Below are 19398 nucleotides of genomic sequence, written 5' to 3'. Positions count from 1 at the left end.
GTAATGCAGGTCAACTCTGTTGTTTTTGTATTAATTTAAACCGCATGTACAGGGCTTAAATCGGTTCCTGCTTGTGTATACAGCATAGTAAAATATGCCACTTTTTTTATTTGAAGACACTCATGTCTGCCTCTCCCTCCGAAACGGCTTTTTCTGGCTCTTGGACGGCTGTGATTGCTTTGGCTTTCGTAGCATTTATTTTTAATACCACTGAATTTGTACCTGTCGCGTTGCTCAGCGATATTGGCAAAACCTTTAGCTTAGCCGCAACCGATGTCGGTATCATGATTACGCTGTATGCATGGGTGGTTGCGCCGATTTCTTTGCCGATCATGTTATTGACCAAAAATATTGAACGTCGCTCGCTCCTGATTTGTTTATTTATAGTGTTTATTATCAGCCATGTTCTGTCGTATTTCGCATGGAGCTTTAATACCTTATTGCTCAGTCGAATCGGCATTGCCTTCTCACATGCACTTTTTTGGTCAATTACCGCATCACTGGCAGTTCGTGTTGCGCCGAAAGGCAAAGAATTTCAGGCCTTGGGTCTTTTAGCCACAGGCACAGCTTTGGCAATGGTTCTCGGTATTCCGTTTGGGCGGATGGTTGGAGAAGCCTATGGTTGGCGAAATACCTTTGCTCTGATTGGCATTGGCGCCAGTATCGTTTGCCTGATTTTAGCCAAAACGCTGCCAATACTGCCGAGTTTGAACTCTGGCTCGCTGAGCAGCCTAAAACAGTTTATTCGTCGTCCAAGCTTAATGATGGTGTTTGTATTAACCATTATCGTGATTAGTGCGCAATTTACTGCATATAGCTATATCGAGCCGTTTTCACTTAACATTGCTGCGTTCAGCTCCATGCAAACCACAGCCTTGTTATTAATCTTTGGTGCAGCAGGCTTTCTGGGATCTTATCTCTTTGGGAAATTTGGTGGGAAATATCCCAAAGTTGCGATTCCTTTGAGTACAGCCACACTAGCTTTATCGATGCTGCTGTTGCTTCCTGTTTCTTTGAGTTTTGCAGGTGTAAGTGCAGTGTGCTTATTGTGGGGCATGAGTATCATTGGATTTAGTCTCGCATTACAGTCAAAGACACTACATCTCGCATCCGACGCCACCGATGTCGCCATGGCTATCTATTCAGGACTTTATAATGTCGGGATTGGCGGTGGTGCACTCTTGGGCGGTATCGTCAGCGTTCATTTCGGTTTGAGTTATATTGGTGTGATCGGAGGAATCATCGCCGTGATCGGCACACTTTTAGCCTTAGCGTTAGTACACCGTGGTGATTTTAACCCTCCTGTGGCACATTAAATGAATTCGCAAATTGCCGATTGCACTTTGTACTAAAAACTGTCATGCTTTGCCGCATATTTGGACAGTGTCCAAAACAAAATTTGAACAAGGGGAGTAGCCTCCTCCAAACGTAAACCTTGTTTTACGTGTCAGAATATCGTCATTACACTTTGCAAAAAGTCGGTATCTGAGCATCGCTGCTGAAAATCATTACAGTACGATGTAGGCAAGACCTTGATCATGTTGTCTCAGGCGTTTTATTTCGTCTGGCAACTGGTCGAGGTTTTTTTATGGCTGGTTGTTAGATGTGGAGAATACACATGGAAACGATTGGCTCTTTATGGCTATATCTGGCATTTTTCGGTTTAGTCACCATCATGCTACTCATCGACTTTTTAGGCTTTAAAAATAACAAAGGCCAAGAAATCAAAGTCAAAACCGCTGCCTATTGGAGTATTGCATGGGTCTCTGTGGCTACCTTATTCGGTGGTGCATTGTGGCTCTATTTACAGCAAACCGCTGGTGTCGCTGTTGCAAACACCAAAGTCATGGAATATTTCGCTGGTTATCTGCTCGAGAAATCACTCGCAATTGATAACGTTTTTGTCTGGCTCATGATCTTTGCTGCCTTTGCCATTCCACCTGCTTTGCAGCGTAAACTGTTACTCTACGGTGTCCTTGGTGCAATTGTGCTGCGTACCATCTTTATTTTTATTGGGGCATGGTTCGTTCAAGAATTCTCTTGGGTGCTGTACTTCTTCGGTGCGTTCTTGGTGTATACCGGCTTTAAATTCCTTAAGGGTTCAGACGAAGACGACAAAGATATCGAAGATATGGCAATTTTGAAGTGGCTACGTAAACACATGCGTATTACCCCTCAAATGCATGAAGATAAATTCTTCGTTCGTCAAAATGGTGTCTTGTGGGCAACGCCGCTCTTTTTAGTGTTGATCTTGGTTGAAGCATCGGACGTGATTTTTGCGGTGGACTCAATCCCAGCAATCTTTGCGGTTACCTCTGACCCGTTTATTGTACTGACTGCAAACTTGATGGCGATTTTGGGTCTACGTGCCATGTTCTTCCTCTTGTCTGGTGCTGCATCGAAAATGCATTACTTACCATATGGTCTGGGCATTATCCTGGTATTTATTGGCGCTAAGATGCTGTTGCTCGATGTGTTCCACATGCCAATTTGGATTTCACTCGGTTTTATTGTGGTGACTTTAACCATTACTGCATGGTTATCAATCCGACACAGTAAGAAGTACCATCAAACCACGTTATAAAACGCTTAGATAAATAAATGCCTTCTTTCGAGAAGGCTTTTTTTATTTTGTAACAAAGCCATGAACTAAGCTTCAGGCGTCATCAAGAGTTTGAGTTTCGGCCAGCGTTGTAAAAATTGTTTTTGCTGCACACGCTGCAAAAAAGTCGCCTGACTGACTAAACGTGGGTTCCAACGGACATTTAACTCAAATAAATCATCTAAACCCAAAGGAGCAATCAGCTGTATTTGTTGTTGATCATCCAATTTAACGGCGATGGCAGTGGCAGTTTCTGGCCACAAAGATAGCGCATGCTCAATCGACTTGAGCGCCTGTATCGGCTCGCCATTTTCCAAGCGATACCACTGGTGTACTGTCGCTTGGTTGGTGACATCCCAATGAATGTGAGGAAAATCCAACTGCATCTGCTGTTGAATCCTGTAACCCTGTGTTCCATCATCATGTTCCGCATAATAAATCACATCCACTTCTGTGCCTTCCAGTGCATAGTGTTGTTGATGTCGCTGTGACCAAATCAAATTACGAACTACGCCTGCAGCCAAATAAGCCTGTGTATCTATGGCATACAGGGCATGTAAAATCTGCATGATGCCTTGATGCCTTGATGCTGAAGCAGGTTATGCTTTAATTGGTCTGAATAGCTCATGTTCACTAAAGGGTTCATTATCGTTTTTTAAAGGGCGCTCTTGAGATCAATATAGCAAGCGTTGCGACTCATGGTCTTTATTCATTCATCGATGCAATGTATACAGCTCAATGCTTTTGTATTATTCAAATCAAATACAATGAACAAAAAACAGAATCATTTATAAACAGCTGTTCTATTTTTTAGAACACATTTTCACAATTACTCTAACGGTATTTTGAACCAAATTGGGCTACAATCAACCGAAAAAATTCTAAACTGCAGGTATGTCATGTCTTCTGTTATCACATCTACAGCGATCCGTGGTCGCTTTCTAGATATTCAGAATACAGTTGCCCAAGCACGTGAAATTCACGACCAAGTGCGCTATTTCGAAGATGGTTTGCTAATTACGCAAGCCGGAAAAATTCAATGGTTCGGTCCATGGTCTGAGGGCCAACACCATCTCCCAGATCAGGTTGAAGTACAACATTATCCAGATCAATTGATTGTTCCGGGTTTCATCGACACCCATATTCATTATCCACAAACGGAAATGATGGGGGCTTATGGTGAACAGCTACTGGAATGGCTTGATACTTATACCTTCCCAACCGAAATCCAATTTGAAGATCCGGCTTATGCAGAGCAAATTGCACAGTTCTTCGTAAACGAGTTACTCAAAAATGGAACCACAACAGCCTTGGTTTTTTGTACCGTTCATCCACAATCGGTCGATGCTTTATTTAAGGCTGCAGAACAGCATCAGATGCGCTTAATTGCTGGTAAAGTCATGATGGATCGACATGCCCCTGAAGCATTATGTGACACAGCTGAGAGTGGCTATAACGACTCCAAAGCACTCATCGAAAAATGGCATGGTAAGGGGCGTAACCTGTATGCCATCACGCCTCGTTTTGCCCCAACCTCAACGCCTGAACAATTAGCACGGGCAGGGGAGCTAAAAGCCGAGTATCCCGATGTTTATGTGCATACACATTTGAGTGAAAATAAAAATGAAATTGCGTGGGTCAAATCATTATTCCCTGAGCAAAACGGCTATTTGGACGTTTATCATCATTATGGTCTGACCGGATCACGTTCCGTGTTTGCGCACTGCGTGCATTTGGAAGATGCCGAATGGGACTGTATGCATCAGACCAACTCTGCCATTGCGTTTTGTCCAACCTCAAATTTGTTCTTAGGCAGTGGTTTATTTCCATTAAAGACAACATGGGAAAAACAGGTGAAAGTCGGCTTAGGCACAGACATTGGTGCAGGCACTTCATTTAACCAACTGCAAACCATCAATGAGGCCTACAAAGTTCAACAACTTCAAGGTGATAAACTGTCCGCATTTGAAGCGCTGTACCATGCCACGTTAGGGGGAGCAAAAGCCTTAGACCTAGAGGACAAACTTGGAAACTTTGATTTGGGCAAAGAAGCAGATTTTGTGGTGCTCGATTTAAAAGCCACGGCTTTACAAGCCCTACGTCAACAACGTGCCAAAAATCTGGAAGATGCTTTATTTGCCCTGATGCTGATGGGTGATGATCGTAATATCCATGCCACCTATGTGTTTGGACAATGTGCGTATGTCAAAGCATAAAACGGCTCGACCGAGACGAAAAACAGCGTTGAAAATTGGACTGATTGCCGTCGCTTGTCTGTGCTTACTCAAGCGTGACAGCACTTCCAAGAAAAACTGATTACATTTTCAACGGCAAAAAAGATGCATCTGCGCGCCAGATGTATTAAAATTGGTTCATCTTTAGAGGTGTTGCAAGTCAACACCTTTTTTATTTTTTGATTTGCTTTTTTAGGTATCTACCCATGTCTGTTCAAATGAGCGTACTGATTTCCACTGAAGAAATTCAAGCTAAAGTGAAAGAGCTTGGCGCAAAAATTGATGCACACTATGCTAACAGCGACAAAGAGTTGGTGTTAATCGGTCTTTTACGCGGTTCTGTTATTTTTATGGCTGACCTTTGCCGCGCAATTTCAAAACCGCATGAACTCGACTTCATGACCGTTTCAAGTTATGGCGGTGGGACCGTATCTACTCGTGATGTAAAAATCTTAAAAGATTTAGACGGTGACATTAAAGATAAAGATGTCTTGGTGGTTGAAGATATTATCGACTCAGGTAATACCTTAAGCAAAGTCCTAGAAATTTTACAGACGCGTAATCCAAACTCAATCGAGCTTTGTACTTTGGTTAGCAAGCCTTCACGTCGTGAGATTGAACTCGAAGTGAAATTTTTAGGTTTTGAAGTCGAAGATAAATTTATCGTAGGCTATGGTCTGGACTATGATCAAAAATATCGTCACATTCCATTTATTGGGGAAATTGGTCTCTAAGCAAGATCAGATACTTAAGAGTGGCCAAAGGCCACTTTTTTTTATTTTTTGGTTTGTTTTGAACAAAAAAACAACAGTTTTTTGCATGTTTAGGCTATAGCTCAGCGCAGTTTTGATTAAAGATAAAGATTGAACATGTCGTAAAAAACAAATACATGATAACAAAAGGAGAGTTACTATGTGGTCACTCATTGTTGCGATTGTTGTTGGTTTTATTGCTGGTTTAATTGCACGTGCGATCCATCCTGGAGATGACAAAGCCGGTTTCATCATGACCACCATTCTCGGGATAGCAGGTTCCTTACTTGCAACCTATGGCGGACGTTTATTAGGTCTGTATGGAGAAAATTCTGCTGCAGGATTTATCGCTTCCGTCATTGGTGCGATCATCGTGTTGTTTATCTATAACCTTGTAACGAAAAAAACCCGCGTCTAATTTTTTATAACGCCATTAAAATACCCGCCTATAGACGGGTATTTTTTTAATTGTACTTTATTCATCGTACAGCTTGAAATTATTTGATCTCTTTTAACATCGATTCTAATTCAGCAGCGGGGTAGGCACCGGTTAAGATCGAACCGTTGGCAAATACGATTCCCGGTGTACCACTTAGTTTTAAGCTTTTAGCTAATTTTAAATTTCGATCAATGGGGTTTGCACAGCTTTTCGCTGACTTCGGTTGAACTCCCTTATTGATTAAATTATTCCAGGCCATAGCAGGGTTTGAATCACAAAAAATTTGCTTCGATGGCGCCAACGACTGCGGTTTTATCGCTGTGACAAAAGTATAAATGGTCACATCATTGAGTTTTGCCAGTTCTACTTCAAGCTTCTTACAATATGGGCAATTTGGGTCAGAAAAGATCGCGATTTGGCGCTTCCCATTCCCCCTGACTGTTTTAATCGCATCTTGTAATGGAAGTTTATTCCACTCAGTTTTCTGCTGATCGAGGATCAATTGTTTGGTCAGATTTTTTTGATCTTTTAAACGGATCATAGATCCTGCAATCACATAATCCGCATTTTCACTCAAATACAAAACTTGATCTTCAACAAAACCGCTATATATGCCCGGCATTTCGGTACTTTGAATATTTTCAATTTTTAAACTGGGGTGCTTTTCTACCAAGAGCTTTTGAACCTGTGCCGCATCTGCCAAAGCAAAAGTCGAAAGGGTGGTACTCAACGCCAACGCACATATTTTTTTCAACATAGACCGAACAACTTCAACATTTAATTGATTCAGCATTCTAAGCCTTAACACGTGAAAGTCTTGGGCATTTTTCAGTTCATTACGCAATAGCTACATGCCGTTTCACGTGGAACATATTAAGCTGCATCAGGTGAATTAATTTCAACAGACACATGTACAATTTCTTCATGAATCGACAGCGCTTGACGCACTTCATCTGCACTCAATGCCTGACTTGTTTCTAAAGTCACAATACATGAAAACTGACCTTTACCCACTTTCCATACATGTAAATCAGTTACATCGACGTCGACAGGTAATTGCATTAAAATCTCTCGAATCTCATCAATGACAGGGTGATCCATTTCCGCATCCAGTAATGTTTGTCCAGTTTCTTTCATCAGCCCAATGGCCCACTTACCAACAAGTACCGCACCAACAATCCCCAATAGCGCATCTAAAAATCCCCAACCCAACCATTTTCCGGCAAATAAAGCCACAATGGCCAACACCGAAGTCACCGCATCTGCAACCACATGCATGAAGGCTGCTTTCTGATTGAGGTCGTGATGATGATCATGCTGCTCCTCATGGCTATGCTCATGATGGTGATGGTGATGGTGATGGTGATGGTGATGGTCATCATGCAATAACCAAGCACAGATCAAGTTCACCACCAGACCTAAAATCGCAATAGGGATTGCTTCGTTATAATGAATTTGAACCGGGTTGAATAAGCGTTCCACCGAATGAAAGGCCATAAATGCAGCAACGACCATCAATAATATCGCGCTGCTATAGCCCGCTAAAATTTCAATTTTCCAAGTCCCAAAACTAAAACGAGCATCTTGGGCATAGTGGCGTGCCGCACGATAGGCAAAATAGGCCAAGCCTAATGCCAACATATGTGAACTCATATGCCAGCCATCTGCCAATAATGCCATCGAATTAAAAATCCATCCGCCAATGACTTCTAACAACATCATGACTGCCGTTAAAATGGTGGCAATTAAGATCCGTTTTTGTGCGAGTGGATTACCTTCATCAAATTGGTGATGATGAATTCGGATGGATGGGGAAGTTTTCATTAGGTTCTATGTTTAAATATACTCCCCCATAGTATATTTATTTTCGGGAGAAAGTGTTGAGTCATTTACATCAGGACAAAAAGATTTTAAATCGGGTTAAACGTCTACAAGGTCAGGTCAATGCGGTTGAACTGGCTTTACAGCAACCCGAAGCAGGGTGTATCGAGGTTTTACAACAAGTTGCGGCCATCAAAGGTGCTGTAAATGGATTAATGAATGAATTAATCGAAGCACATTTACGCCATCATGTATTGCCTCAAGATGTTGAAATCAATGAAGCAGAACTGGAAGAATTTGTAAAACTGCTTAAACGCTATGGATAAAGTTACAACTGCGATTTGACCATGGAAAACAATCGGCATTAAACTGAGGCCATATTTCCTTCTTCCTCATGCAGCACAATATTGACTCTATTGGCTGTACCTCTGCGACTTTAAAATGACCACATCTCCCTCTTGGCGACCATTTATCATGGTGAGCCTTGCACTCTGTATGGGCACTATTGGTACAGCGCTAGCTAGTCCTCTGTATCCCATTTATCAACAACTTTGGGGACTGCTGCCGAGTCATATCACCTATATCTTTGTTGCCTACATGTTTGGTTGCCTAGCGACTTTGCTGTTTTTAGGTCATACCAGTAACAGTTTTGGTTTTTTAAGAACCCTGCAAATCGGTATGGCGTGCATCATCTTAGGTTTAAGCTTATCAGTGTTTGCCAGTAATGCACTGTGGTTATCTATCGGGCGCTTTATTATCGGGATTGCCTCGGGTTTAATTAGCACCTCAGCCATGCTTGGCTTGGTCTATACCATTCCTGAACAGCATAAAAATAATGCACCGCAGCTGAGTTCAATCATTACCGTGATTGGTTTTGGTCTTGGCCCGTTTATTGGTGGGGTGATTGCCCAATTTTCGGAACAGCCTTTAGTCACCCCTTATATCCCTGTGATCTTTGGGGGTTTGGCATGTCTAATTGGGTTGTTTTTTATTCGCACACCGAACTTTGAGCCACAGCCTTTTTCAGTGGCACCACATTTGGAATTGCCTGAAAAGCGTGATCATTCACGATTTTATATCGCCGGACTGACTGCCTTTTGTGCCTTTGGCTCTTTTAGCTTATTTGCATCACTCGCACCCTCTTTCGTCAAAGATGCGATCCCATGGCATGGCCCTTTGGTCAGTGGTAGTGCCATTGCAAGTATCTTGCTGGTTTCCGCTGTCGTGCAATTTATGGCGAAATCGATTCCTTCTGCAAAATGTGTCAATGCCGGCTTAATAGTGTTAATACTGAGCTATGCGCTCCTTGCGCTATGTATGACCCAACATTGGAGCGCATTGTTTTTTGTTAGCGATGTTTTAGTCGGTGTCGGGCATGGTCTGGGGCTTTTAGGCGCATTTGGCTTAGTTCATCAAATGACCAACAATCAAAACCGTGCTGCGGTGATCTCGACCTATTTGTTTATCGGATATCTAGGCACCATTATTCCAATTATTGCGGCTGGTTATTTATCTGATCATTTTGGCTTGATGGTCGGTGTTTTAGGTTTTTGTATTGGCGTAGGTTTATTGTGTATCTGCTTATTGCTTTGGCACCGTAGTCTGAACACCAATTAACCACTGAACTTATTCAAGAAGCATCTTGTATTGGGTGCTTCTTAAACCCAAAAACAATTAAGAAACCCTATAAAAATCAATCAAATTAAATTAAGATCTTGTGTGATGTGATTCAAAAATTTAAAAAATGCTAAAAATTCAATGTCAAATTAACACTGCAGAAAATCAAATCATCGCCAGCAGCGAATACGGGAATATTCAATATAGTTTACCGTTTGAATCCTTACCGCAATTAGAAACCTATGATTTTATCGTTTGGGGCTTTTTACCCATTGCTATGCGCCTTGGCATCCCGCTGCATGTAGAAGGACCTATTTCAATACAAACCCTCCACTCCGCACGTGAGGTTTCAACGGTCTGGGCCGCTTGGTTACCTGATTTATATCAACCAGTCATGCTCAGTGCTGCATCGATTATCCAAACACCACCGGCAAACCAAACCACTCAAAATTTAAGCTTTTTTAGCGGTGGGATTGACTCCACATATAGTACATACAAAGCTTTTCTTGAAAATGGGCAAGACTCTGATTGTCTCACTGTGCATGGAATGGATTATAAATTTGATGACCATGAAAAATTTCAGGCCTTAATGGATCAGACCCATGACTTTAGAAGCCAAGTTTTTAAGCAAAGTCGCGTGGTAAAAACCGATGCTTACACGCTGTACAGTAAATATGGCTGTAACCCTAAAGGTTCGCATGTCACACATATCTTTTCGCTGTTTTCCTGCGCTTCGATTTTTGAACATTACCAGCAATATCGAATTTCAGCCGATTACCGTTTAGATCAACAATTATTCGTTCATCCCTATGGCTCAAATACGGCATCCAACCGATTGATGAAGAACCGATCTGGGGTCTTAATCACCCTCGACGATGATGTGACGCGATCACAAAAAACCGCATTTTTAAGCCAATCTGACTTAGATTTACAAACCCTGTCGATCTGTGTGGACTATAGGGCTCGACCAAAAAATTGTGGTCAATGCAGTAAATGTATGCGCACCAAAGCCATGTTTTATGCCACTAGCCCCGAAATTCCCGATATCTTTTTAGATCGTCGCTTTGAAAAACAGTGGTATCAATCCATTCCATTAAGTTCAAAAATTAATCGTGCATTTTTAATTGATATTTTGTCAGCGGTCGAAAAATCCTCGCAACAGCAACAATTTCCAGACTATGCAACACTCAAAGTCAAAGTTGAGGCTGTATCGAAAAGAGCAGCAATCAATCCTTTTTATGGGATGAAAATAAAAGATGTGCTGAGAACGATCATTAAAATCATTTTTGGCTCAAACCCACACTAAAGCGATGCAAAAAAGCACGATGTTTTCGAACATCGTGCTTTGGATGGATCTATCCATAGGTGAAATGAGGAGCTCAATCGTTTTATTACTTTCCGATACAGAACGATCCAAAAATCTTACCGAGTAGATCATCTGCACTGAAATCGCCCGTAATTTCACCTAAGGCATTTTGCGCCAAGCGTAGAGACTCAGCCACCAACTCACCCGCATGATAAACCACCAATTGCTCACGTGCTTCTGCAAGATAGCGCTGAGTGCGCTTCATTGCGTCTAAATGGCGTGTTCGAGCAATAAAGGTATCTTCTTCTGGTTGAAAGCCTGCATGCGCTGTAATCGCATCAATAAGCGCTTGAACGCCAGTTTCTTGTTTAGCCGAAACGCGAATATGTCGAAAACCGTTTAAATCAGTAATTTCTGCGGTAGATCCCGTCAAATCACATTTATTACCAATCAGCATCAAACGCTTCGGTTCAATATGATCCGCGAAGTACGCTTGGGCCAATTGCAATGGATCTTCGCCTTGACTTAAGTCATAGACCAAAAGTAACAAGTCAGCTTGCTCAATTTCTTTAATTGCACGGCGAATCCCTTCTTTTTCGACGATATCACCGGTTTCACGTAAACCAGCGGTATCGGTCAAAGTAATCGGCAAACCATTGAGGCTGATTTTTTCATGTAAAACATCTCGTGTCGTACCGGCAATATCCGTCACAATCGCACGTTCAACACCTGCCAAAGCATTAAGTAGAGAAGACTTACCTGCATTGGGTTTACCGGCAATCACCACTTGTAGACCTTCACGCAGTAACTGACCTTGACGAGCAGACTGCTGTACAGCATGGACCGAGCTTGCCACGTCATCCAATAAACCCAAAATCTTACCATCCGCCAAAAAGTCGATTTCTTCTTCAGGAAAATCAATCGCTGCTTCCACATGCAAACGCAAATGGATAAGTTTTTCTAACACCGTATTGACCTTGCTCGAAAAGGCACCTTGTAATGAACGTACCGCAGAACGTGCAGCAGCTTGTGAGGTGGCATCAATCAGGTCGGCAATCGCCTCGGCTTGCACCAAGTCCATTTTGCCATTTTCAAAGGCGCGCATTGAAAATTCGCCCGCTTTTGCAGCAACAGCACCCAATTCAAGTAACCGTGCCAATAATGCATTTTGAATAACGGGGCCGCCATGACCTTGAAGCTCCACCACATCTTCACCCGTAAAAGAGTGCGGATTTGGAAAGCAAATCACCAAACCTTCATCCATGATTTCATTCGATGCATCATAAAACTTACGGAAACCAGCAAAACGTGCTTGTGGTAGGGATTGCTGCGTTAATGCTTCTGCAATGGCATATGATTTGGGACCAGACAGGCGAATCACGCCGACACCACCACGACCCGGTGGTGTGGCTATTGCTGCGATGGTGGTTCGGTTTAACATAAAATTCACCTAAAAATTTTCAAACGACAGATAAAGAAAAATCCGCCTAAGATTACCATCTTAAGCGGATTTATTCAGCCCATCAGCAATGCTTAGTTTGCTGAGTCAGCCGCTTCACGTTTTAAACGGTCTTTTTCAACTGATTTGTTAATCAAACCTTGTTGAAGAATAGTAATACTGTTGTTACAGATCCAGTAAAGCACAAGACCCGCAGGGAAGAACAACATAAATACCGTAAAGATCACTGGCATGATTTTGAAGACTTTCGCCTGCATTGGATCAGCCGGTTGTGGGTTCAAACTTTGCTGAATGAACATGGTCAAGCCCATTAATAGCGGCAAAATAAACCATGGATCCATCGCAGATAAATCTTGAATCCAACCTAACCATGGCGCATGACGTAGTTCAACAGACTCCATCAATACCCAGTACAAAGCAAGGAAGATCGGCATTTGGAGCAATAACGGCAAGCAACCTGATAGTGGGTTCACTTGCTCACGTTTATACAATGCCATCATTTCTTGCGAGAAGCGCATACGGTCTTCACCGAACTCTTCTTTCATGCGTTGCATTTCAGGTGCAATCACACGCATTTTCGCCATAGAGCGGTAGCTCTTCGACGACAATGGCCATAAGATCAGTTTCACCAGAATGGTCAATAGAATAATTGACCAACCCCAGTTACCCACTAAACCGTGGAAAAACTCAAGACCGACAAACAATAATTTCGCAATAGGCCATAACCAACCGTAGTCTACAGTTTGGTTTAAACCAACCGCCAATTCTTTTAATTCAGATTGGATTTTTGGACCTGAATAGAACGTTGCATCTACTTCTGCCACAGTTCCTGCAGGAACATTGATTGCAGGCGATGTGAACTGAATAATGTTCATATCATCGGTAGATTTACGTGACTCAAGTTTCGCAGCATACGGTTGACCATTGGCTTGCGTTAATTTGATCTGTCCAGGAATCCACGCACTCACGAAGTAATGCTGAACCATTGCAACCCAACCGCCAGTTGCTTCAACATTCAATTTTTCTTCATTGAAGTTGGCAAATTTAAGTTTGTTGTAATGTTCTTCAGGCGAACCCCATGCACCACCAAGGAATGTACCTAAAGTGAAAATACCTTGATCAGATTTACCTGGATCTTCAGAGTTGTCGCGTTTAAGCTGACCAAACATCTGACCTTGCCAGTTCTGAGCACTGCGGTTCACGATTTTATGATTCACGACAACAGGGTATTCACCTTCAGTGAAGTTAAAGGTTTTAATAACCTCTACACCATCTGCTGTTTTATAAACCATTGGTACTGACAAAACTTTTGCTGTTTGGCCATCTTTACCCTTCACAGCTTTTGCGTCATTTAACGTATATGAAGATTTTTCAATCTCATAGGTCGGACGTCCTTTCGGATTGCTGTCAGGGCCATTAAGACCAATTAAGCCAGACTGAGCAACATAAGTCCGTTTTGCATCGCTTTCAAGCATTACAAACGGTTCATCGCTGTCTTTATTTTTGTCATGATTGAGTAATTCAATACGAACAATATCGCCACCCTTTGGATTAATCCAAAGATGGTAAAGGTCAGTTTGTACTGAAATTAACTGTTGACTAACAGGTGCAGTGGCATCTGTTGTTTGTTGTGTAGCAGCATTATTTGCTTGCGGCACATCAGTAGCAGCCGTAGCTGTCTGGCCATTTGGTAAATCGGCAGATACTTCATGCGTTACCACCGCAGCATTTTGCTGAGGTTTTTGTTCCGCATTTCCATAATCTTTCTGCCAAGCCAAAATGAGCAAATATGCGACAACAAACATGGCCCCTAGAATTGCAATCCTGGCCCATTGTTGCATAGGTATTACCCCAAGTGGTTAGAGTGATTTTGGTTCAATAAACGTTCACGAAAGGGTACAGCAACGTGAAGCGTTTGAGAATCTATTTGCTGAAATGAAATAAAACGAATTGCTTTTGATGGAACAGGATCATAGCCTGAACCGCCCCAAGGATGACAACGGCAAATACGCTGAACAGCTAGACACACTCCACGTACAGCACCATGTTGATGGACTGCTTCCAAAGAATATTGAGAACATGTTGGAATATAACGACAGCGTGGTCCCAATAAAGGACTAATCGCAATCTGATAGAAACGAATGAGCCAATGCAGTAAACGAACCATTGGTCATCTCTACGCTTGTGGGGAGGTAGCTATTTTTTTATGCTTATTTGCAAGGCGCTGCAATTTTTGCCAAGCAAATTGTAATTGCTGATGCAACTCTGCATTCGGTACCGCCTCTATGCCCATTTTTGGCATAACGACAATATCTAATACATTAGACTGCTGTTGATGCAGGCGAAAACTTTCGCGTGCAAGTCGTTTTACTCGATTTCTTTCATGTGCGCGGCGCACTTTTTTCTTAGCAACAACAATACCCAAACGGCTATTCGGCTGTTCGGAGATTTTTGCTAGAAATAAGAAATGGGGTTGATGCACTTTAAAAAGCGCACCATCGAACACACTTTTATAATCGGCAGCACAGTGTATTCGCACATCTGTGCTAAAGCCGTAAAGTGTTGTCATAACACCCAAGTCTTGACAGTCTTAACTGAAATTAAACAGTTAAGCTGTGACGACCTTTTGCACGACGACGCGCTAATACTTGACGGCCAGCTTTAGTAGCCATGCGAGCACGGAAACCATGAACGCGTTTACGTTTCAACTCAGAAGGTTGGAAAGTACGTTTCATATCGAAACTCCACAAATGATCTTTCAGTAAAGGTTCGCGATTTTAGTGCTCATTGCTTGAGCTGTCAATGAAAAACACGCTTTCTTTCAAAATCTAGGCTGTGATATATCAAGATAATATAAGGATTAGAAATCAGTCAGAAAGTTTTAAATTAAAATATTCACAAACTAAATCATTGTATATATTAATTATTCAAGTTATCTTCAAGTTTACTCACAGATTTATCCACAATCTCAAATTTGTGAATTGGTTTTTATGAATTTAAATTTGAATTTAAACCAACCATCAAGTTATCCCCAGAATGGGTCGACCTTATAAATAAATTCAAATTTTAAAATTTAAATTTATTACTATTAGTGTTGATATTTTCTGTGGAAAACGTATTTTTAGATTTAAAAAACAAATAATTACATTGTGGATAACGATGTTTTTATAATTTTGATAGTTTGTGGATAACTTTGTGCTACAATTTATCCACAGCTTGCGGATAAACTTATCCACACGTGATTTAAATTTAAATTTAAACTCAATTTGCGTTTTTTTGATCGATTTCGACTGATTTGTTCATGACAGATGTGGATAAGATGGTTAGAATGGCTGCCCGCTTAGGCGGGGTTGAATTATTTTTTTACGTACAATGGACTGAAATAGGGGTTTCACATGCTTTGGACAGACTGCTTAACTCGCTTGCGACAAGAGCTTTCAGGAAATGTCTATACAATGTGGATACGCCCACTGGTGGCAGAAGATGCAGGTGATAGTCTAAAACTCTACGCACCGAATCCGTATTGGACACGCTATATTCAAGAGCACCATTTAGAACTGATTTCAATTTTAGCGGAACAGTTGTCTGAAGGTCGGGTACGTAAAGTTGAGATTTTGGTCGATTCACGGCCTGGTGCAATTTTATCTGCAGCTGAACAACCAGCAACAACCACCGCAGCATTAGAGTCAACACCACAAGTATCGGCACCGACTCGTCCTAAAAAAGAAAAAGAAGAGACGTCTTCAAAAAATAACCGTAAGCGTCAGCTTAACCCATTATTTACCTTTTCCTTGTTTGTTGAAGGCCGTTCCAATCAGATGGCGGCAGAAACCTGTCGTAAAGTCTTGACGCAGCCCGGTGCTTCGCAGCATAACCCGTTATTTTTATATGGACCGACTGGTTTAGGTAAAACCCATTTAATGCAAGCCGTAGGTAATGCATTATTGCAAGCGAAGCCGAATGCACGTGTGATGTACATGACGGCTGAAAGTTTTGTACAAGACTTTGTGAGCTCGCTACAGCAAGGTAAGGTCGAAGAATTCAAGAAAAACTGTCGTTCGCTAGATTTGTTATTGGTGGATGATATTCATTTGTTGGCGGGTAAAGAGGCCAGCTTAGTTGAGTTTTTCTATACCTTCAACGCGTTATTGGATGAATCTAAACAAATCATTTTAACCTCAGATCGTTATCCAAAAGAACTGACTGAGCTAGATCCACGTTTGGTTTCACGTTTTTCATGGGGCTTATCGGTGGGTGTTGAACCGCCTGATATTGAAACCCGTATTGAAATTTTACTGAAAAAAGCGGAAAGCAATGGGGTGGAACTTCCACGGAATTGTGCGCTGTTTATTGCTCAACAAGTGGTTGCTAATGTCCGTGAACTAGAAGGTGCGCTGAATAAAGTCGTAGCCATTTCTCGTTTTAAAGGCACCCCAATCGATCTAGATGTGGTGCGTGAATCGTTAAAAGATGTGTTGGCAATTCGTGCGCGCACCATCAGCACGGAAAATATTCAGCGTGTGGTGAGTGAATATTTCCGTATTCCATTGAAAGAATTGGTTGGTCCAAAACGTACACGTATTTATGCACGTCCACGTCAGTTGGCTATGGGGCTAGCACGTGAACTGACAGGGGATAGTTTCCCTGAAATTGGTATGGCTTTTGGTAATCGTGACCACAGTACTGTGATGCATGCCTGTGAAAAAGTACAAAGCCTGCGTGAAGAAGATCCAATCTTCAATGAGGACTATAAAAACTTGCAACGTCTGCTGCAAAGTTAAGTCTTTTCGTTCAAATTCTGTTCTTGCAATGCGGTATATTCTGCCGCATAGTACACTGCTAAAAAATTAATTTATTTTGTCTATCTTCAGTTTTTAGAGGAATGTATCGTGCGTTTAAAAATCGCGAAAGAAAGCTTACTGAATGTTCTATCACATGTCGTAGGAGCGGTTGAACGTCGCCATACCTTAAATATTTTATCCAATGTAAAAGTACAGGTAACTGAGCAAGCTTTGACCATTACCGGTTCAGATCTTGAAGTGGAACTGGTTGCAAGCACACCACTTACTGAAGGTGCATGTTTACAAGCAGGAGTGACGACTGTTCCTGCACGTAAATTGATGGATATCTGTAAATCATTACCGTCAGCGGCATTGATTGATTTGCAAATTACTGAAGATCAACGTTGTATTTTAAAATCGGGCAACAGTCGTTTTGTATTGGGTACTTTGCCTGCAGAAGACTATCCATTATTAACCACTGAAAATACTCAAGGCACTCAAGTCGGTGTGACTCAACGTGAGTTAAAGCGTTTATTTGAAAAAACGTCTTTTGCCATGGCGGTTCAAGATGTGCGTTTTTATTTGACGGGTACTTTGCTTGAAATTGATGAAAATCAATTGCGTGCAGTAACGACCGATGGTCACCGTTTAGCGATGTGTGAAACAGTGGCAAGCTCGAATGCGACACAAGCAATGCAAGCGATTGTTCCACGTAAAGCTGTAGGTGAATTGCAGCGTCTATTGAGTGTTGAAGACGAGCAATTATCGTTGTTAATTGGTCGTGAATTATTAAATGTAACGATTACCATTGCCAGCCGTGATAAAGAGCAGGGTGATATTACCGTACGTTTCACCACAAAATTGATCGATGGTAAATTCCCTGACTACCGCCGTGTGATTCCACGTGGTGGTGATAAAAATGTGCGCATTGCACATGATGTATTTAAACAATCACTACAACGTGTGGCGATTTTAAGTAATGAAAAATTGCGCGGCGTATTCTTGAAGTTTGATGCGGACACTTTACAACTTCGTGCCAATAACCCTGAGCAAGATGAAGCTATCGAAGATCTCGCAATTCAATATGCTGATGCACCGATGGAAATGTCATTCAATGCACAGTACTTATTGGAAGTTCTGAATGTATTGGATGGTGATGATGTTGCAATGACCATGACAGAAGCCAACCAATCTGTATTGGTACAAGATCCACAACAACAAGATCAAACCTATGTTGTGATGCCAATGCGTGTTTAATTCGGACTGACGTCTCAATTATTATGCATATCACGCGTTTACATGTAGAACGTGTTCGAAATTTAAAGACGGTTGCACTCTCTGGGTTGCAACCGTTTAATGTCTTTTATGGGCAAAATGGTTCAGGCAAAACTTCTGTATTAGAAGCAGTACATTTGCTGGCAACAGGACGTTCTTTTCGAACCCATATTCCGAAAAATTATATTCAAAATAACAGCCCTGACGCTGTCGTCTTTGCGCAGTCTGCAACAGACCGCATTGGTATGCAAAAAATGCAGTCGGGCGAGCAAGTGATAAAAATCAATGGCGACCTTGTGGGGACACAAGGGCAGTTGGCCAAGATTTTACCGCTACAACTCATCGATCCACAAAGTACCGATATTATTGATCATGGTGCGAAGCCACGACGTCAACTTTTAGATTGGTTGATGTTCCACGTGGAACCGGAGTTTTACCATGCATGGCAATATTATGCACGGGCATTAAAACAGCGGAATAGTTTGCTGAAATCACGACGTCATTTGAGTCTGTCTGACTTAGAACCGTGGAACAAAATGCTCAGTGATTATGGTGAGATATTACATAGTCTGCGCAGTAATGTGGTGGAACAGTGGACTCGATATTTCCAACAAGATCTCCAAGCCTTATTGCCGCATTTAACAGTGACGTTGGAATATAGTGCAGGCTTTCATGCCGAAACAGGGCTGTTGAATGATCTGACCAATCAGCACTTTAAAGACTGCGAACGTGGCTATACTGAGTATGGTCCGCACCGTGCAGATTTAAGGTTAAAAACCGCTATGGGGGATGCAGATGTTGTGCTCTCTCGTGGGCAAAAAAAGTTATTGATCATGGCGTTAAAACTGTCACAGATTGCAATGCTACATGCTTGTAATAAGGAAACTGTGGTATTATTAGATGATCTGACAGCAGAATTAGATTTAACCGCACAACAGCGTTTAATTGAGCGTTTAAGCCATCTTGGTAGTCAAGTTTTTATTACCACTTTAGACCATGATTCAGTGCAAAAACACTTACATGATTTATCTATTTCTTATCAATTATTCAAAGTTGAAAATGGTACGGTGCAGGCTGTTGTGCAATGAAATACCACCTTTGGATAGACCTAT

At 41.8% G+C, this 19398-nt stretch carries 19 protein-coding genes; 11 read left to right on the top strand and 8 right to left on the bottom strand.

Annotated elements, in window-relative coordinates:
- Nucleotides 1-122 precede the first annotated feature (122 nt).
- Together FTU16_RS13200 and FTU16_RS13195 are read left to right on the top strand one after the other, a co-directional pair.
- On the top strand, nt 123-1316 hold the full coding sequence (locus FTU16_RS13200) for a sugar transporter (protein ID WP_180163443.1): 1194 nt from the start codon (nt 123-125) through the stop codon (nt 1314-1316).
- A 302-nt stretch (nt 1317-1618) separates the two neighbouring features.
- Nucleotides 1619-2584 carry a TerC family protein gene (locus FTU16_RS13195; protein WP_180114810.1) on the top strand — a complete coding sequence of 322 codons (966 nt, stop codon included), beginning with the start codon at nt 1619-1621 and terminating at the stop codon, nt 2582-2584.
- 65 nt (nt 2585-2649) lie between these two features.
- Here the strand turns inward: FTU16_RS13195 and FTU16_RS13190 are convergent, their stop codons facing one another.
- A complete protein-coding gene (locus tag FTU16_RS13190; protein WP_180163442.1) occupies nt 2650-3171 on the bottom strand; it encodes a nucleotidyltransferase family protein in 522 nt (173 codons plus the stop codon).
- Nucleotides 3172-3501: 330 nt separating this feature from the next.
- On the opposite strand from FTU16_RS13190, the gene guaD reads away from it, so the two are divergent.
- From guaD to FTU16_RS13175, 3 genes are all read left to right on the top strand, one after another.
- Nucleotides 3502-4818 carry a guanine deaminase gene (gene guaD / locus FTU16_RS13185; RefSeq protein WP_180163441.1) on the top strand — a complete coding sequence of 439 codons (1317 nt, stop codon included), beginning with the start codon at nt 3502-3504 and terminating at the stop codon, nt 4816-4818.
- 224 nt (nt 4819-5042) lie between these two features.
- The gene (gene hpt / locus FTU16_RS13180) at nt 5043-5570 is read left to right on the top strand and encodes a hypoxanthine phosphoribosyltransferase (protein ID WP_078194457.1); all 528 of its coding nucleotides are present in this window, start codon (nt 5043-5045) and stop codon (nt 5568-5570) included.
- Nucleotides 5571-5748: 178 nt separating this feature from the next.
- Nucleotides 5749-6006 (top strand): GlsB/YeaQ/YmgE family stress response membrane protein, encoded by a 258-nt coding sequence (locus tag FTU16_RS13175; RefSeq protein ID WP_078189516.1) that lies wholly within the window; start codon nt 5749-5751, stop codon nt 6004-6006.
- 79 nt (nt 6007-6085) lie between these two features.
- On the opposite strand, the gene FTU16_RS13170 is transcribed toward FTU16_RS13175, so the two are convergent.
- Both FTU16_RS13170 and dmeF read right to left on the bottom strand, forming a co-directional pair.
- Complete coding sequence (locus FTU16_RS13170) at nt 6086-6784, bottom strand: DsbC family protein (protein WP_180163448.1); 699 nt, start codon at nt 6782-6784, stop codon at nt 6086-6088.
- A gap of 116 nt (nt 6785-6900) precedes the next feature.
- On the bottom strand, nt 6901-7851 hold the full coding sequence (gene dmeF, locus FTU16_RS13165) for a CDF family Co(II)/Ni(II) efflux transporter DmeF (protein ID WP_180163440.1): 951 nt from the start codon (nt 7849-7851) through the stop codon (nt 6901-6903).
- Between the two features lie 56 nt (nt 7852-7907).
- Here dmeF and FTU16_RS13160 point away from each other — a divergent pair, with 56 nt between their 5' ends.
- From FTU16_RS13160 to FTU16_RS13150, 3 genes are all read left to right on the top strand, one after another.
- Complete coding sequence (locus FTU16_RS13160) at nt 7908-8174, top strand: metal/formaldehyde-sensitive transcriptional repressor (RefSeq protein WP_180009138.1); 267 nt, start codon at nt 7908-7910, stop codon at nt 8172-8174.
- 115 nt (nt 8175-8289) lie between these two features.
- Nucleotides 8290-9465 carry an MFS transporter gene (locus FTU16_RS13155; RefSeq protein ID WP_257227140.1) on the top strand — a complete coding sequence of 392 codons (1176 nt, stop codon included), beginning with the start codon at nt 8290-8292 and terminating at the stop codon, nt 9463-9465.
- 127 nt (nt 9466-9592) lie between these two features.
- Nucleotides 9593-10771, top strand: a complete 1179-nt coding sequence (locus tag FTU16_RS13150) for a hypothetical protein (protein ID WP_180163439.1) — start codon at nt 9593-9595, stop codon at nt 10769-10771.
- A gap of 85 nt (nt 10772-10856) precedes the next feature.
- Here the strand turns inward: FTU16_RS13150 and mnmE are convergent, their stop codons facing one another.
- The 5 genes from mnmE to rpmH all read right to left on the bottom strand — a co-directional run bounded on the left by mnmE (nt 10857) and on the right by rpmH (nt 14965).
- Nucleotides 10857-12212: a tRNA uridine-5-carboxymethylaminomethyl(34) synthesis GTPase MnmE gene (gene mnmE, locus FTU16_RS13145; protein ID WP_180163438.1), complete on the bottom strand. Its 1356-nt coding sequence runs from the start codon at nt 12210-12212 to the stop codon at nt 10857-10859.
- 92 nt (nt 12213-12304) lie between these two features.
- Nucleotides 12305-14071 (bottom strand): membrane protein insertase YidC, encoded by a 1767-nt coding sequence (gene yidC, locus FTU16_RS13140; RefSeq protein WP_180022819.1) that lies wholly within the window; start codon nt 14069-14071, stop codon nt 12305-12307.
- A 5-nt stretch (nt 14072-14076) separates the two neighbouring features.
- Nucleotides 14077-14397: a membrane protein insertion efficiency factor YidD gene (gene yidD, locus FTU16_RS13135; RefSeq protein ID WP_078189510.1), complete on the bottom strand. Its 321-nt coding sequence runs from the start codon at nt 14395-14397 to the stop codon at nt 14077-14079.
- 9 nt (nt 14398-14406) lie between these two features.
- The gene (gene rnpA, locus FTU16_RS13130) at nt 14407-14799 is read right to left on the bottom strand and encodes a ribonuclease P protein component (RefSeq protein WP_078189509.1); all 393 of its coding nucleotides are present in this window, start codon (nt 14797-14799) and stop codon (nt 14407-14409) included.
- Between the two features lie 31 nt (nt 14800-14830).
- Nucleotides 14831-14965, bottom strand: coding sequence for a 50S ribosomal protein L34 (gene rpmH / locus FTU16_RS13125; RefSeq protein ID WP_000831329.1), 135 nt, complete (start codon nt 14963-14965; stop codon nt 14831-14833).
- Between the two features lie 660 nt (nt 14966-15625).
- Here rpmH and dnaA point away from each other — a divergent pair.
- From dnaA to recF, 3 genes are all read left to right on the top strand, one after another.
- A complete protein-coding gene (gene dnaA / locus FTU16_RS13120) occupies nt 15626-17011 on the top strand; it encodes a chromosomal replication initiator protein DnaA (protein WP_180005504.1) in 1386 nt (461 codons plus the stop codon).
- A gap of 108 nt (nt 17012-17119) precedes the next feature.
- The gene (gene dnaN / locus FTU16_RS13115) at nt 17120-18268 is read left to right on the top strand and encodes a DNA polymerase III subunit beta (protein WP_180005503.1); all 1149 of its coding nucleotides are present in this window, start codon (nt 17120-17122) and stop codon (nt 18266-18268) included.
- A 23-nt stretch (nt 18269-18291) separates the two neighbouring features.
- Entirely contained in the window at nt 18292-19374 is a 1083-nt protein-coding gene (gene recF / locus FTU16_RS13110; RefSeq protein WP_180005502.1) for a DNA replication/repair protein RecF, read from the top strand.
- Nucleotides 19375-19398: the final 24 nt, after the last annotated feature.

It is taken from the genome of Acinetobacter sp. YH12069 (assembly GCF_013419675.1).
GTDB lineage: Bacteria > Pseudomonadota > Gammaproteobacteria > Pseudomonadales > Moraxellaceae > Acinetobacter > Acinetobacter amyesii.
This window is presented reverse-complemented; position numbering and strand designations above follow the sequence as displayed.